The 13,514-nt window shown below is 50.0% G+C and carries 10 protein-coding genes and 1 pseudogene; 5 read left to right on the top strand and 6 right to left on the bottom strand.

Translation table 11 applies throughout. The annotated features are described in order from the left end of the window. Window positions 1-302, top strand: a 302-nt coding sequence (locus PPL9_RS13545; protein WP_057463172.1) for a DNA polymerase, incomplete at its 5' end; no start/stop codon positions are given. A 224-nt stretch (window positions 303-526) separates the two neighbouring features. After that, entirely contained in the window at window positions 527-781 is a 255-nt protein-coding gene (locus PPL9_RS13540; protein WP_082596844.1) for a DNA polymerase, read from the top strand. Here the strand turns inward: PPL9_RS13540 and PPL9_RS13535 are convergent, their stop codons facing one another. After that, entirely contained in the window at window positions 782-1,726 is a 945-nt protein-coding gene (locus tag PPL9_RS13535) for a DarT ssDNA thymidine ADP-ribosyltransferase family protein (RefSeq protein WP_057463170.1), read from the bottom strand. It abuts the gene before it with no gap. After that, entirely contained in the window at window positions 1,717-2,610 is an 894-nt protein-coding gene (locus tag PPL9_RS13530) for a macro domain-containing protein (protein WP_057463169.1), read from the bottom strand. The genes PPL9_RS13535 and PPL9_RS13530 overlap by 10 nt, the downstream gene beginning before the upstream one ends. A gap of 436 nt (window positions 2,611-3,046) precedes the next feature. On the opposite strand from PPL9_RS13530, the pseudogene PPL9_RS34220 reads away from it, so the two are divergent. Further along, window positions 3,047-3,379 (top strand): annotated as a pseudogene (locus tag PPL9_RS34220) (hypothetical protein). Window positions 3,380-3,699: 320 nt separating this feature from the next. On the opposite strand, the gene PPL9_RS13520 reads toward PPL9_RS34220, so the two are convergent. The 4 genes from PPL9_RS13520 to PPL9_RS13505 all read right to left on the bottom strand — a co-directional run bounded on the left by PPL9_RS13520 (window position 3,700) and on the right by PPL9_RS13505 (window position 9,691). Continuing rightward, window positions 3,700-5,958 (bottom strand): amidohydrolase family protein, encoded by a 2,259-nt coding sequence (locus PPL9_RS13520; RefSeq protein WP_161831292.1) that lies wholly within the window; start codon window positions 5,956-5,958, stop codon window positions 3,700-3,702. Between the two features lie 331 nt (window positions 5,959-6,289). Beyond that, window positions 6,290-7,120 carry a DUF3883 domain-containing protein gene (locus PPL9_RS13515; protein WP_057463167.1) on the bottom strand — a complete coding sequence of 277 codons (831 nt, stop codon included), beginning with the start codon at window positions 7,118-7,120 and terminating at the stop codon, window positions 6,290-6,292. Window positions 7,121-7,195: 75 nt separating this feature from the next. Further along, window positions 7,196-7,726 (bottom strand): GNAT family N-acetyltransferase, encoded by a 531-nt coding sequence (locus tag PPL9_RS13510; RefSeq protein WP_161831290.1) that lies wholly within the window; start codon window positions 7,724-7,726, stop codon window positions 7,196-7,198. 156 nt (window positions 7,727-7,882) lie between these two features. After that, the gene (locus PPL9_RS13505) at window positions 7,883-9,691 is read right to left on the bottom strand and encodes a M2 family metallopeptidase (protein WP_082596863.1); all 1,809 of its coding nucleotides are present in this window, start codon (window positions 9,689-9,691) and stop codon (window positions 7,883-7,885) included. Between the two features lie 718 nt (window positions 9,692-10,409). On the opposite strand from PPL9_RS13505, the gene aqpZ reads away from it, so the two are divergent. Both aqpZ and PPL9_RS13495 read left to right on the top strand, forming a co-directional pair. Further along, window positions 10,410-11,114 (top strand): aquaporin Z, encoded by a 705-nt coding sequence (gene aqpZ, locus PPL9_RS13500; RefSeq protein ID WP_057463164.1) that lies wholly within the window; start codon window positions 10,410-10,412, stop codon window positions 11,112-11,114. A gap of 235 nt (window positions 11,115-11,349) precedes the next feature. Continuing rightward, a complete protein-coding gene (locus PPL9_RS13495) occupies window positions 11,350-13,425 on the top strand; it encodes a TonB-dependent receptor (RefSeq protein WP_057463163.1) in 2,076 nt (691 codons plus the stop codon). Window positions 13,426-13,514 lie beyond the last annotated feature (89 nt).

The raw sequence follows: 13,514 nt of genomic DNA, 5'->3' as shown, positions 1-13,514 counted from the left end.
CGAACATGCGCCAGTTCTACGAGCGCGCAGCCATCAACGCCCCAATTCAGGGCTCAGCGGCAGATATCATCCGCCGTGCCATGGTGCGTATGGACGAGGTTCTGGAAACGGCAAATCTGGACGCGCAAATGCTGTTGCAGGTGCACGATGAATTGATCTTTGAATTACCTGAGGATCAGGTGGACGAGACCAAAAAACTCGTCATCACCACCATGGAAAAAGCAACAGAACCCGCCCTCCAGCTCTCGGTCCCCCTAAAAGTGGAAGCCGAAGCCGCCACCAACTGGGAAGAGGCGCACTAGCGCCTCTTTTTCCTCAGGGCAAGGCAGTTAGCCCCAGCAAACAGTGTGATCCCGGGCCAAGCACCCCGCCAACCCGGGCCACACAAAACCACGCACATAAAGCCTTTACCCACCTGCAGACCACGAACACCGAAGCCGCCAAGCCACCCCCCTTCGGTGTCTTCCCGGCCCCCGAGCCGGGACCCATGAGGCGTCACCTCAGACATTGGCTCAAGTAGTATGCAATCCGCCGTGCCACGGTGCGTATAGAAGAGGTTCTGGAAACGGCAAATCTAGACGCGCAAATGCTGCTGCAGGTGCACTATGAATTGATCTTTGAACTGCCTGAGGATCAGGTGGACGAGACCCAAAAACTCGTCATCACCACCATGGAAAAGCAACAGAACCCGCCTTCTTCCCTTAAAGTAGAAGCCGCCGCCAACTGGGTGTTAAGTTCAGCAAACAGTGTGAACTCATCAGAACCAAATTTCAGTTTTTGATTATGTTTGGATAGAGCCTTCAAATGCTAAAGTGCTATCAATTCTTATTATGAGGAAATACAAACCGCTGGCTAGGTTAGGATCCCATCGGTATTTAGTTGCAGGAGAGCAATTTTGATTTCTCCCTGATGAAAGCAACTGAGTGCGAGATTGATCCCAAACTTCAATCTCGAGATCAATACTTTGGCCATCACGCCTTTGGACTGCTTCAAAGGTGATAAACGGATTTTCAATATCTACATATTCGATGCCGCTATAATGGTTGAAGAAGATACCACTTTGACGAACTACAGATACCATTGGAATAAATGTATTAAGTTGGGAAGTCTGCAATTTCTCAACAAGCATTATTCGTTCAGCTTGAGAACGCACTAAAATTGAACGCAGAGGCCCAACTAAATTTAGAGGTGATGGGATAAGAACTTCCGCACATCTTGCTCTGATTGTGTCTGCATCAGGTGAATGGGTGTCGTGATAAATTTTTGCAAAATCTAGATGCCCGAAACCGGTATTATTTGAATATACATTGGTCTGGTTTGATTGCATATTCCCGTCAGAGAACTGGGCGTCAGCCCTTGTTATCAAATCAGAAGCATCAAACACGAGTACGATAAGTACACCAGCGTGTTTACCGTGATAATACTCGTGCTGCTTTCTAATGCCTTCAATGTGGTATTGGGTAGGGTTTCGAGGTCTAAAATATAGGCGAACACTATCATGGGCCGCATTATTGCAATTGATGATGTCTTCTAGAGCAACATCATTAGAAATTTGCCCTATAGCTGCATTCCTAGAAAGAAGGGAGCCACTAGATAGAACGTTCAATATGTTATCTAAGGGCTCATGCCGAAAAACGTGTGCAGGCCAGTGCTGTCTGATCGTATTTTGAAATCGTGGTTGCCAGTATTGCAAATGGGCTTGCCACCTTTGCAGTGTTAACCCCATTTAAATTCATCCTGAATGTTATCGCTATTACTGAGGTCTAAGCTATTATTAGCTCGGAGCATCTCTAGAGCTATCTGGCTTTTGCCATGTAAATCTGAGACCCTGACAGGGCGAATGTACGGCAAGTACGACAGTAACGAAAATATAGGAAGAGCATTATCATATGGTGTTTCTGGTAGTGCGTCTCTGGTCAAGACACTAGATTTTAGTGTGCGCCAGATTCTAAATAAGTCCTCTTCATCTGCAATAAGAGTTTGCTCGCCGTTCTCACGAAAAACATTCTTCTTTGAATCAACATGAAGGTTTAACTCATCCGAGTAATACAAAGGTTTTAAGTGCCCATGACTTCTCTTTAAGAGGAGTACTATATCCTCGACGAAGTCGTCAAAACTTCCTGCGAAGCGGCATTTGTGAGAGACAAAATGATGCTCAGGTTTTCCAATATTGGCTTCAAAGTCGTGTATATAGATGTCTATTGGCAAGTTTCGAAGATAATGGACCATCATTGGTTTAACTTCATCCCAATTGAGGCCCCCATTTCCACATCCAAGGCGCGGAAATGCTATCTCGCGTATTCCTAATTCATTGTATTTTTCTCGAAATTCAACAAGGCCAGCCTCAATATAATCAAACTTAGACGGATTTCGCCAATGCTTTTTTGTTGCAAAGTTCAACACCCATTGATCCGAGCCTTTCCATAACCAGAAGGAGCCGGCTACCAACATATTTGCATCACAAATAACTTTGTATTTGCGAAACATTTCTGGATATTTTTTCTTGTAAGCAGCGGCCAGCCCTTTTCCCATCACGCCAACAGTGTTGACTGTGTTTACAACTGTTTGTGCCGACGACTCGAGAATGCTCGTTCGATGAAACTTTAACATGGCTGTTCTCTTATCTGCTCTACTTCAGACAGGCTATGCGCTCGGTATGGATTAGCATTCTATAACAAGTAGACGAACTTTTAATTTTCAGCAAAACCATTCTGAGATCAATTAAGCATTTCGTTTTGTCCATCTAAGCTCCTCCCCACCTGCAACAACTCCCCATTGACACCGCATGCATCTGCCGCCATCCTGTTTTTCGAGGCTTCACAACCTCTCTAAGACAGCGGTAACCGCTCCCGTCACTGGCGGATTTTTTGTGCCTGCTTTATAGGTGGCGCGCAAACCCTTTGCTATGAGAGGGAAATACAATACCTCCTTCGGGGAGAATAAACTCATCTGTCGTTGTCAGGTTGTGAATCCCGCTCGCCAGCGAGTCCTAAAAGCTCGTTGTTGTCGCGGTCTTTCCACACCCTACAAACAGAGGGCCTCGAGAATGGACGACACCGCATGCGCATGTAGCGCCACAAACACGCTTCAAAATGAAATTGACGAAGTCATCATAGCCGTCTCGGATTTGGAAAATCTGGCTTATATGCAGCAATTGGAGCGTATCTCCGAAAAGTGGAAACCGGTTTTCGGATAAAGATACGCAAAGCAGAAATGAGTGCTGAATGAGCGGATGCAGGAATGCCGGGAACGCGATGCTTTGCTCACTCTGCAACAAGCCTTACGCGACCGACTGGAAGCATTAAGAAAGACCTGCGGAATACTGGAGCGGGTCGCCCATCCGCAGCCAAAAAAATCCAAAATATCGCTTCTTGAATAAGCCAGTCTTTGCCTGACACTTAAACAGGCAAAACGGCTTAATCCCATCACGCGCGCAAAACCGGGTGTTCCAACCACCCGCCCGTGCGCACTCACGCACTGTGCCTTTCGATGCTCCGGCGATCTCACAACACCCCGTGTCATCGCCCGTGCACACAGCACAAAATGAGCATCCTGCTGGCCTGCGGCCGGGCAACTAAGCCCGCAGGTCAGCGCCTTGGTAAATATGACCCTAGCAGCACGAACAGGTGCGAGCTATTCCCCGGATCTAAGGAGCCGCAGCACCTGAGCTTGAAGCGAGCCATACTCTGCGCAAACCCATCAGTCGGTTATCTCGATCTTTCCGCAGGCCTCATCAGAAAAGCTCTTTGGCTTCCACTGCTTACCTGCCAGATACGTGTAGCAAACCTCGATCTTGTTGATGGCGACACTGCTGTTCACGTCGCTATCTGCATCAAGCGGGTTCCTGTCGAGTATGACCAGATCAGCCACTTTGCCCTGCTCCAGCGTGCCAACCTTGTCATCAATCAGCGTTTGCTCGGCTGCAACGGCGGTGATGCCCTTTAGGTTCTCATAGATGGGCCGGCCATCTCGGTTTCCAGCCCACTTGCTGTCAGGCATATCTTTGACCTGACTGCCCTTGATATCTGGATAGACCCAGGTGTTGCGAGTGACCATCTGCTCAACATACCAAAGCGGATTCACCGGCGCGATAGGCGCATCACTGTGCAGCGTGAAGGGGATGTTATCGCGAACATCCAACGTGGTGGCATCCAGTGTCGGCGCCCGTCCGTTCGGGTCTCCGTCCGCACCTAAATTATTGAGATCCTTGCCATCCAGCAGGCTAACAAACCCGCCACCCCAATACCCGACATGACCGGTAAGGTGTGACACGATGAAATTTAGAGGAAGGCCTCCCTCGTTTTTGCAATGCACCCGCCTTGCAACTTTGGTCAGCTCCCACAAATACTGCGCAACTGAGCTGGGTGAAGTCGCAGGGTCCCCTCCAACAGTCGCGTGAATAAGCGTCACAGGATACTCGTTGCACCGCCCGGTACTCAGCCCCAATGTGGTGATCGCAACGGCCTTGATCGCCTTGTCGCCATTGGTGTGGATTTGAATAGGCCAGCCTTTGCTCCAGAAGGGCTGCAAAGCCGCCAGAAAGCTTCCATCCCCTCCGGCAATCTTGCTCAAATCCGGCTCTTCATCATTATCCGGCATAAAAAACTGATAGTTCGCGCCATGCGAGCCAGTAACGGCAGTCTTCTTGCCATTCTCCTCATCCACGCATATGCCATTTATGTTGTAACCCTGAGTGAGATAAGCCGAGCACCCCTGCGTTGAACCATCCGCCCAGAACTTGATGCCCGTCGCACCGTAGCGGCCCTGCGTGTTCTTTATCAGCGTCGTTTTGCTCAAAACCTCGTTAGGCCACAAAGACGTCATCTCCGCCTCGGCAATCTCAACCGCTGTTTTACTATGCTCACTGGGATCAATCGCCGTAGCCGAAATAAGCGTGCGGATACGGAACGGAGCTGTGAAATTGCCAGCCTCATCTTTATGCAGCGCAACGTCTTTGTTGAGCTGAATGATAGGAACAGTGAAGCCACCACCATTCACAATGGTCGTGACGCCAGCCGCCGCAATCTTTTCAACCACCGGAGCAACGGCCTTGAGGCCTTCCGCATAATCCATGAAGAAGAAGGGGCTACTGGCAGGCACACCTGCCATCTCCTGAATTTTCGCAACAAACGGCCTGTAAGCCGCTTCTTCCTGCAATAAGCCGGAGTAATAGGCGTTCCCATCCTGACCAGTATAAACCTCCCATTTGCCAAGAGGGTCTGGCGCAGGCATGTCCTTGTTCCTGTTTATCTCCGGCCCACAAGGCCAGGCAGTGCAGATGTTGGCAGCAACAAACGCATTCCCATTGACATAGGCAACGTGTTCGGACTGATCCAGAATAAGTACAGGATGCGCATCAGCACCCTCAACACTTTCACTGATTTCCTCGGCGGGACGGGAGCGGAAAGCAACAACGCGCTGGATCTCATCTGGCGTGACACCAAACCGTGAAGGATCAATGCCATTCCCCACAATCCAGGCCTGTTTTGTGGGCGTCCCATCCGGCGCAAAAGGCACCCAGCGATTGGGTGCACTGTTCAAGACATTCCACGTCCATTCAAAACCAGTCTCAATACTGCCATCATATTTGCAAACGGTTTTGTCTTTAAAACGCGGGTTAACCTGGTTGTCATAGGTGCGGTAGCTGTAAGGTTCTGGCAAACAAGGAGAAAGGTCAGCAACCGCAGCATAGTTCACCACAAGCGGCATATGCATATGTGGCTCAATAAAGCCGGGCATTAAGATAGCCCCACCCAAATTGACCTTGGTGACAGCGCTGTCGGATAAATAGGTTTGGTAGTCTTCGTCCGACGTGAAGATCTCAGAGATTTCGCCATTTCGAACAATCAGCGCTTTGACTGTTTTGCGTCGATCCGCCTTCTCATCGGCCATTGTCAGAATATCGCCGCCATAAAAAAGCGTCTGCTGCTCAGCCTGCGCCTGAGAGAGTGTCATCATCAAAACTACCGGAGCACAGGCGACCAAAAACGATGCCCGCCGTTTGACCGTGCTGCCTCTATGCCTGGCAGTTGGAAAGCAGATGGATGCAAGCATGAAAACCAAATCTCCAATTGATGATAAACACATAATTGCCATTGGAGATTGTAATCTGATGTACTCTGATCCCTGATTTCAACCAACCCGCCGCAAGTTCCAAGCTTGACTTACAAAGTCTAACCCAAGCCCCCCACAAAGAAGCCTTTCTTGAAAGAAAGCCTTATGTTTTAGGTCTGCTCACTTGCGCAGCCGACCAACCTGTAACAAACGGAAAAAAGCATGGGTGTCCTCTTTATTCGGGAACTGCTTTGTAAACCGCAGGCTTCAGCGAGAGGTTCTGCTCCAAAGGCGACCGCAGCTCGAAACAAGCGGGTTCCTCAGAGAAATTGTAGACACGGACAAGCACAAACTTCTCCGGCTCATCCTCCGAAAAGCTCAGTTCATTCTCGGAGATGTAAAATGGTGTTTCCCGCCCACCATTCGTGGTCTTCACCTCAATGAGCCGCTCAGTACCATCAATTTCGTAAGAGCGGATGTCATACCCAAGCCCATCGCCTTCCTCTTCAGAAGCCCAAATGGCTTTCTCGGCTAAGTCAGTTCTTCCAGCTTTCTTCAGCCGTTGTTGCTCAAGTTGAACAACATATGCCTCACCTAGCTTGCCAAGTTCCCGATTGCTCGCATCCCGCTCTGCATAATCCAGCTTTTGCGCCCGACGAACCACATTGCGAGGCGTGGTGGGCTCAATCGTCGAAGCTTGGGAGCGAGGCGGAGCAATATACTCCTCAGGTCCTTCATCAAGCTCCATTCGTTCTCCTGGAACTTGCTGCAAGTCCTCCTGTTGTCGTGCATCTAAGTGCCGTTGAACTGCATCTTTGAGAGATTTTTGATAATGTTCGGCTGGACTGAGGCCAGTGATCCATAGTTGATTGCGGTCTTCCAGAATAGCACTTACATTCTGCTGTTTCCGTCCAATGGCTTTCACCGACCTTGGAATAGAGCGCGCAAGTTCTCTCTGCCGAGCAGCCTTATTGAAACTCTGACCTTGAAGCCCCAACTTCAGCATTTCAAAATACTCAGCGACAAGAAGATCATTCTCCTCGTCTGTCCAATCATCTGCGCCCATGAAAATCTCAAATCAAACAATGTTTGAATTGAAGTTAGCACGTTCATTATACAACTTTAAGTAGGCTTATGAGCCTTATCTCTCATCCCTCATATAAAGCTCGTGGGGCAATCCATCCTCTGTGAAGACTTTGCAATAGCGAAAGCCTGCGCATTGAGAGCAGTGGAGTGCAGAGGTGTTTTCGGGTCGGTGACCAACGCAAAAGAACTGATCCTCAACGCAGACAAGCGGCTTCACATGCTCAACTGCAGCATTCAGCATGACTGTTCCTAGTTGTTGGCCTAGGGAAGCAGGATCGCCGATGTAGTAATCGAAGCTAACACCAGCTGTTATGCCAATTGTACCAGTGCCGTACTCTGGAAAGTCGCGGTTCAGATACCATTGCAGATAACCGAAGGGCGCGCCGTTAAGCTCCGCGATCAGGCAGTTGGTTGGATGATTATTTGAAACGCGGCACGCATAGCGCTCTGTTACTTGCTCAAGCGTGCTGGGCTCACGCTCATAAAAGGGCCGCAGATGGGGTTGGTTGTGCCATTCATGCAATAAAGGCATGTCCGAGACGGTAAGGGCCCTCATTTGAACAGTGATGCTTTGCGCCTCGCTCATGACCAATGCCTCCGTTTTCCCTGCGTTCAAAACTCTAGCCCATCCAAACTTGCTCCAACAGGCCTCCAAATAAAACAAACCCCGCCATAAAGACGGGGTTTGATAATATCCGGCGGACTTGTAGGGCATCAAGGCCGGCAGGATTACCTTGCTGGTCTACCAGCCGCAGGATTTGCCAGAATTTTGCTCGTCCAGATAAGCTTGGAGTGGAGCAAAATATTCAAGAATAGCTGTCGCGTCGGCCTCACGGCTTCCGGTGAAGGCTTCCAGACTGTCTTGCCATGGAAGCGCAGCGCCTGTTTCCAACATCGCGTTGAACTTCTCGCCAACTTCCTTGTTGCCATAGATGGAGCACGCTGCCAGCGGTCCTTCCCATCCTGCAAGGCGACAAGCCTCACGGTAAAACTGGAACTGGAAGATGTGCGCCAGAAAATAGCGTGTGTACGGCACGTTGTTGGGAATGTGGTACTTGGCACCCGGATCAAACGCATCCGCAGCACGGTCAACTGGAGCCGCAACGCCTTGATACTTCTCGCGAAGGTCCCACCAACCGTCGTTATAGGTGTCTGGAGTCAGCTCACCGTTAAACACCTTCCAGCGCCACTGGTCTACCAGCAAGCCAAATGGCAGAAATGCGATCTTGTCCAGTGCCTGAGCCAACAGGATGTTGGTGTTGACCTCTTCTGAAGCATCAAGCGGCAGAAGGCCGATCTGCTTCAAGTACTTAGGCGTAATGGACAGGCTCACCATGTCGCCAATCGCTTCGTGGAACCCATCGTTCGGGTCATCCTGATACATAGGCGACTGGTGATTGTAAGCGCGCTGGTAGAAGTTGTGACCTAGTTCGTGGTGGACGGTATTGAAATCCTCCCCCGTCACCTCGGTGCACATTTTGATGCGTAGATCATCCTTGCCATCCACGTTCCAGGCAGATGCATGACACTGCACATCACGGTCACGCGGTTCGGTAATCAACGAGCGCTCATAAAACGTCTCAGGCAGCGGGTCAAAGCCAAGCGAGGTGAAGAACCCTTCCGCCGTCTTCACCATTTTGAGCGGCGTATAGTTCTGCTCTTCCAGCAACTTGGTCAGGTCGTAGCCTTGCTCGTCCCCATCAGCAGCAACAAGCGGATAGATGTTGCCCCAGGATTGAGCCCACATATTACCCAGCAAATGCGCAGGAATTGGCCCGTCCGCAGGTACTTTATCGGCCCCGTAATGATCTGCCAACTTATCGCGTACATAACAATGCAAGCTGTCGTAAAGCGGCTTCACTTCACCCCAGAGGCGATCAACATCCTGCCGGAATTCATCCGGATCCATGTCGTATTTGGAACGCCACATGGAGCCAGTGTCTTTAAAGCCCAGCTCACTGGAACCCTGGTTGGCGATGCCGACCATCTCCGTGTACATGTCCTTCATAGGCGGAGAGACAGTGCGCCAGCCTTTCCAGACTTCCAGCAGCTTATCGTAATCACGACTTGTCGCCATGATGCGGCTGATCTTGGAAAGAGACAGCGCCTCGCCATCAATCTCATACTTGCCCGTGCCGTAAATGGTTTCCATCTCGGTATTGATCTGCGCAAGTTTCTTGATCTTGGCAGGGTCATTCTCAGGGGCAGGCAATGTCAGGTTCAGCTTCAAAAGCTTCATTTTCCGAGCAAGGTCTGGCGGAAGGTCAAGGCCGTCATACTGCTTGGTCTGATTGGCAAGAGAAACGTAGAGCTTCGTGGTGCGCTCCGACATTAACGCATTCAGCCAGTTGGTGTCATAGGTGATGAAATTAGCATTCACCCAAGCAACGCGGCCCGCTTCTTCGCCGATCTCCTGAATGGCTTTTTCGGAGGTTTCAATAAACGTTCTTGCATCCTCAACGTTGACTTTACTATCGGCGTCAGCTTGTGCTGAACTCAGCGGAATGAGAGCGAGTGAAAGTGCGGGCAATACAGATAACAACCGCTTCAAGGCAGCCTCCCCAACCATGGCATATTTTAGAGATTCTAGATGCATTTCTAATGCATAATCTCTCTGTTATGCCGTTACGGTAAGGGTTTTATCCCGTAAGTCTAGCCCGTTTCATCGCGATATTTCTCCTATTTTTGGATTGATCTAGCAAAATTATTGCATTAGCAATTTAGAAGAATCTTCAACACTGAGCCCGTTTCACGCACATAGCTGCAATGCCTGAAACGGTATAATGATTGCGTTTTAAAACGACATTTTGAGTAAGTGACAGCCCTCCTTGCGAGTCGAGGCAAACTTCATGTCGTTCTATCTCCAGAAGCTGTTCGCTCTCCATTTGACACCAGATGATGACAAAGAAAACGAAGCTTCTGCTCTGGCAACGGTTCAAACATTCACCGTGGTGTTTAGTACCCGCTCTGGCTGGCCTCATTGCCAATTCAGCCTTTTGGCTCTTCTCCAGTTTCGCGGTCTTTGGCATTCTCGGCATATTCAGCACATGCAAAATCACCAATTGGCATGCATGTGCCGAGCTGAAAGAGGCTGAGGCACATTTCTAACCATATGAAGAAAAAAGAAGTTCCGCCTCCATTCATGCTAGTGCCCTCCTAAGGATCTAGCAATGCATGCTTAAGGCAATCGTTAGATTTCTGGTTACCCTAAACGTAAGTTAGAAATCTCACTGTGATACCTCCCTCAAATCAATATGAGGAGAAGTGTCATGTTGAGGAAACTAGGCGCAGAATTTGTAGGAACCTTTGCTCTGGTCTCCGCTGTGTGCGGTGGGGCATTGGTGTCCTATGCACCGGTTGAGTGGTATGGCGGATCTGGCTTGCTGGGCGTTGCCTTTGCGGTTGGTCTTTCAGTTGTCTGTATGGCTTACGCGTTTGGCAATGTGTCAGGTGCTCATTTCAATCCATCGGTGACCATCGGCCTTTGGGCTGCAAAACGGTTCCCAACCTCAGATGTGGTCCCCTATATCATCGCGCAGGTGATTGGCGGCACAACAGCAGCCTTTGTATTCTGGATCATTCTCGCCCATGGCCCGGGCGACCCTCCGGGCTTTGCTTCCAACGGTTATGGAGAGCACTCCAATGGCGGCTTTTCTGAAATTGCGGTCGGTATTACCGAAATCACAGTCACAGCGCTGTTCTTGATTGTTATTATTGGTGCAACCTCCAAAAAAGCACCTGCAGCCCTCGCTCCGCTTGCCATCGGCCTGATGCTGACATGCATGCACATCATCGCGATCCCCATCTCGGGCGCATCTTTAAATCCGGCTCGGTCCACGGCAACAGCGATTGTCAACGGTGGTTGGGCACTGGACCAGCTTTGGTTGTTCTGGCTGGCACCAATAGTTGGAGCGCTCATCGGAGCGGCAGTTTGCTGGATCATCGGCACCTGTGGTCGTGAAGAAACAGATTAACCAACGGAGATACAATCGTTTTCTGGCCTCCTTCGCAGTCAGGAACCTGCGAAGGAGGCTTTTCTGATGAATGCACTCAATCCCCAGCTAGGGAAAAACCCTCAATTTAAAACTTGACTATTATATTCATGTTTATAAAACACGGATAGAAACAACGTTTGCAGAACGCAAACACAAGCTAGCCAAAGCAGCGTCTCAGCCAGCCACTCCCGTAAAAATTCAGACTGAGGCGACCATGTCCATTTCGCGCTATTCCCGTGCGGCCCTCCTGGCCAGCACAACCCTCTCGCTCGCCCTGATTTCTGCGGCTGTTTCAGCGCAGGAAGCTACACAGCCTGTTGCTGCCGACAGCCCTGCGACCATGCTGGATGAAATCATTGTTTCAGCAGGTAAAGAGAAGGTGGCGATTGATACACCTCAGGCTGTGACTTCAGTCTCTCAGGAGCAAATTGAAGCAGCCCAAGCAAGCACATTGGGTGAGATCCTCGATGCGGTCCCGGGGATCACCACTATAAATGCCGATAATGCGTTGGGGCAGTCCATCAATATTCGCGGCATCGGCTCTGCTCTCGGTTCCGGTGAAAATCGTAATATCATTCAAGTGGATGGCGTCACCTCTTACTTCGAGATGTACCGTGCAGGCTCTTTCTTCTTCGATTCTGAGTTGCTTAAGGAAGTCGAGGTTCTGCGTGGACCAGCTGCCTCCACATTGTTCAGCGCAGGCGCGCTTGGTGGCGTGGTCAGTGCGCGCACGAAAGATGCTAGCGATTTGCTGGAGGGAGATGACAAACTGGCCGTCCGCACCAAAGTCATGTGGGACTCGAACGGCAATGGTGCGCGAAGCACAGTTACAGTCGCTGCCCGACCTCTGGAAAATCTGGAGCTATTGGTCAACCTGAACTATGGCCGTGATGGAGACTATGAGGGTGCTGATGGCGCAGATCTCGGCAACTCCCGCATGACAGATCTCTCGGGCCTCGCCAAGCTGAAATACAGCTTCGGTGCCGATAACGATCAATCTCTTACTGCAAGCTATTTCAACGTCAATAAGTCTGGGTATGGCCTATATGACCAGACAACCTTTAGTCCCGGATTTGGTTATGCGGACCAAACAACAAGCGAACAACAGGCACTACTTGCTTATGAAAACGCTTTTTCTGGCAATGATTTGTTGGATGTAAAAGCGCAGGTATCCTGGAGCCAGACCAAGCGTGATTTGGATGATATTACGTTCCGCGCAGGTCCTGGTGCTCCTTTGGGAACTGAAGCTGAGTACGTCTACAACAACTGGCAGGCAAAACTGGAAAACACATCGGAATTTCGGCTTTCCGAAGGTGTACAGACCTACTTCACTTACGGGGTGGAAGGGAAATATCAGGAGCGCCTCAACCCGCGTCTGAACCCGGATGGAAGCTCAACGCCGGGCTCCTCATCTCATCCAGAAGGTGAAACACACACTCTTGGTGTGTTCGGGCAGGCTGAGTTTGTAATTCATGACCGCCTTACACTCATTCCTGGAATGCGTGTTGACCATTCTCGCCTGAAGCCGGGGACTGGCGTGGCTCTGCGTAAAGATTTGGATGAGACGGCCTATTCTCCAAAACTTGCAGCAATTTATGAGCTGACAAACTGGCTGAATGTCTTTGGTTCTGTTGCACACACAGAACGCATGCCAGTTTTGGATGAAGTTTTCTCGGGTGATGGCTTTACCGATCTCGGAAAAGAAAAATCTAACAATTTAGAAGCTGGCTTAGGCTTGAAATTCAATGACGTATTGTTGGAAAATGATAGCCTTCGCTTCAAAGTAACGGGCTTTTACAACAGCATCGACAACTACCTCTATTCCTCTCGCGATCATGCAACGGGCAAGACAATCACAACTGCTATTGATGAGGCGCGGATCAAAGGCATCGAATTAGAAGCAGGTTATTCCTCAGACAGCTGGTACGGCAATCTGGGTGCTTCAGTTACACGGGGTGACAACCTTTCTGATGATGAATATCTGGATAGCGTAGCGGCAGATAATCTTTTCCTTTCAGTAGGATATAAGATTACTGACTATAATCTGGATGTTTCCTGGCGCTCTGATCTATACGCAGAACAGGACCGCGTGAACGATGCTGACGATGCTTCGCCAGGTTATGCGCTGCACAGTGCGCGTTTAGCCTGGAAGCCTGAAGATGGGTTCCTTGCAGGCTCAGAAGTGCGCGCAAGCGTGACCAATATCTTCGATCAGAAACACACAGCGCATCTGAGTGAAACCGAAGGCAAAGGTCGGTCCTTCAAGCTTAGCTTGGCGAAAACGTTTTAAGCCTCTCTTCGGTGTGCTGCAAATGCAGTGTGTCTGACAATGCTGGTGAGACAGGTTTGCCTGAATGAGGCTAGGCCTTCTGTGGCGGA

This window comes from Pseudovibrio sp. POLY-S9 (assembly GCF_001431305.1).
Classification (GTDB): Bacteria; Pseudomonadota; Alphaproteobacteria; order Rhizobiales; family Stappiaceae; genus Pseudovibrio.
This window is presented reverse-complemented; position numbering and strand designations above follow the sequence as displayed.

Excerpts from the sequence above, each read along its gene's own strand:
- PPL9_RS13530 (WP_057463169.1), bottom strand. The coding sequence starts at position 2,610 with ATGTTAAAGTTTCATCGAACGAGCATTCTCGAGTCGTCGGCACAAACA.
- aqpZ (WP_057463164.1), top strand. The coding sequence starts at position 10,410 with ATGTTGAGGAAACTAGGCGCAGAATTTGTAGGAACCTTTGCTCTGGTC.
- PPL9_RS13515 (WP_057463167.1), bottom strand. The coding sequence starts at position 7,120 with ATGGGCGCAGATGATTGGACAGACGAGGAGAATGATCTTCTTGTCGCT.
- PPL9_RS13520 (WP_161831292.1), bottom strand. The coding sequence starts at position 5,958 with ATGATGACACTCTCTCAGGCGCAGGCTGAGCAGCAGACGCTTTTTTAT.
- PPL9_RS13510 (WP_161831290.1), bottom strand. The coding sequence starts at position 7,726 with ATGAGCGAGGCGCAAAGCATCACTGTTCAAATGAGGGCCCTTACCGTC.
- PPL9_RS13495 (WP_057463163.1), top strand. The coding sequence starts at position 11,350 with ATGTCCATTTCGCGCTATTCCCGTGCGGCCCTCCTGGCCAGCACAACC.
- PPL9_RS13535 (WP_057463170.1), bottom strand. The coding sequence starts at position 1,726 with ATGGGGTTAACACTGCAAAGGTGGCAAGCCCATTTGCAATACTGGCAA.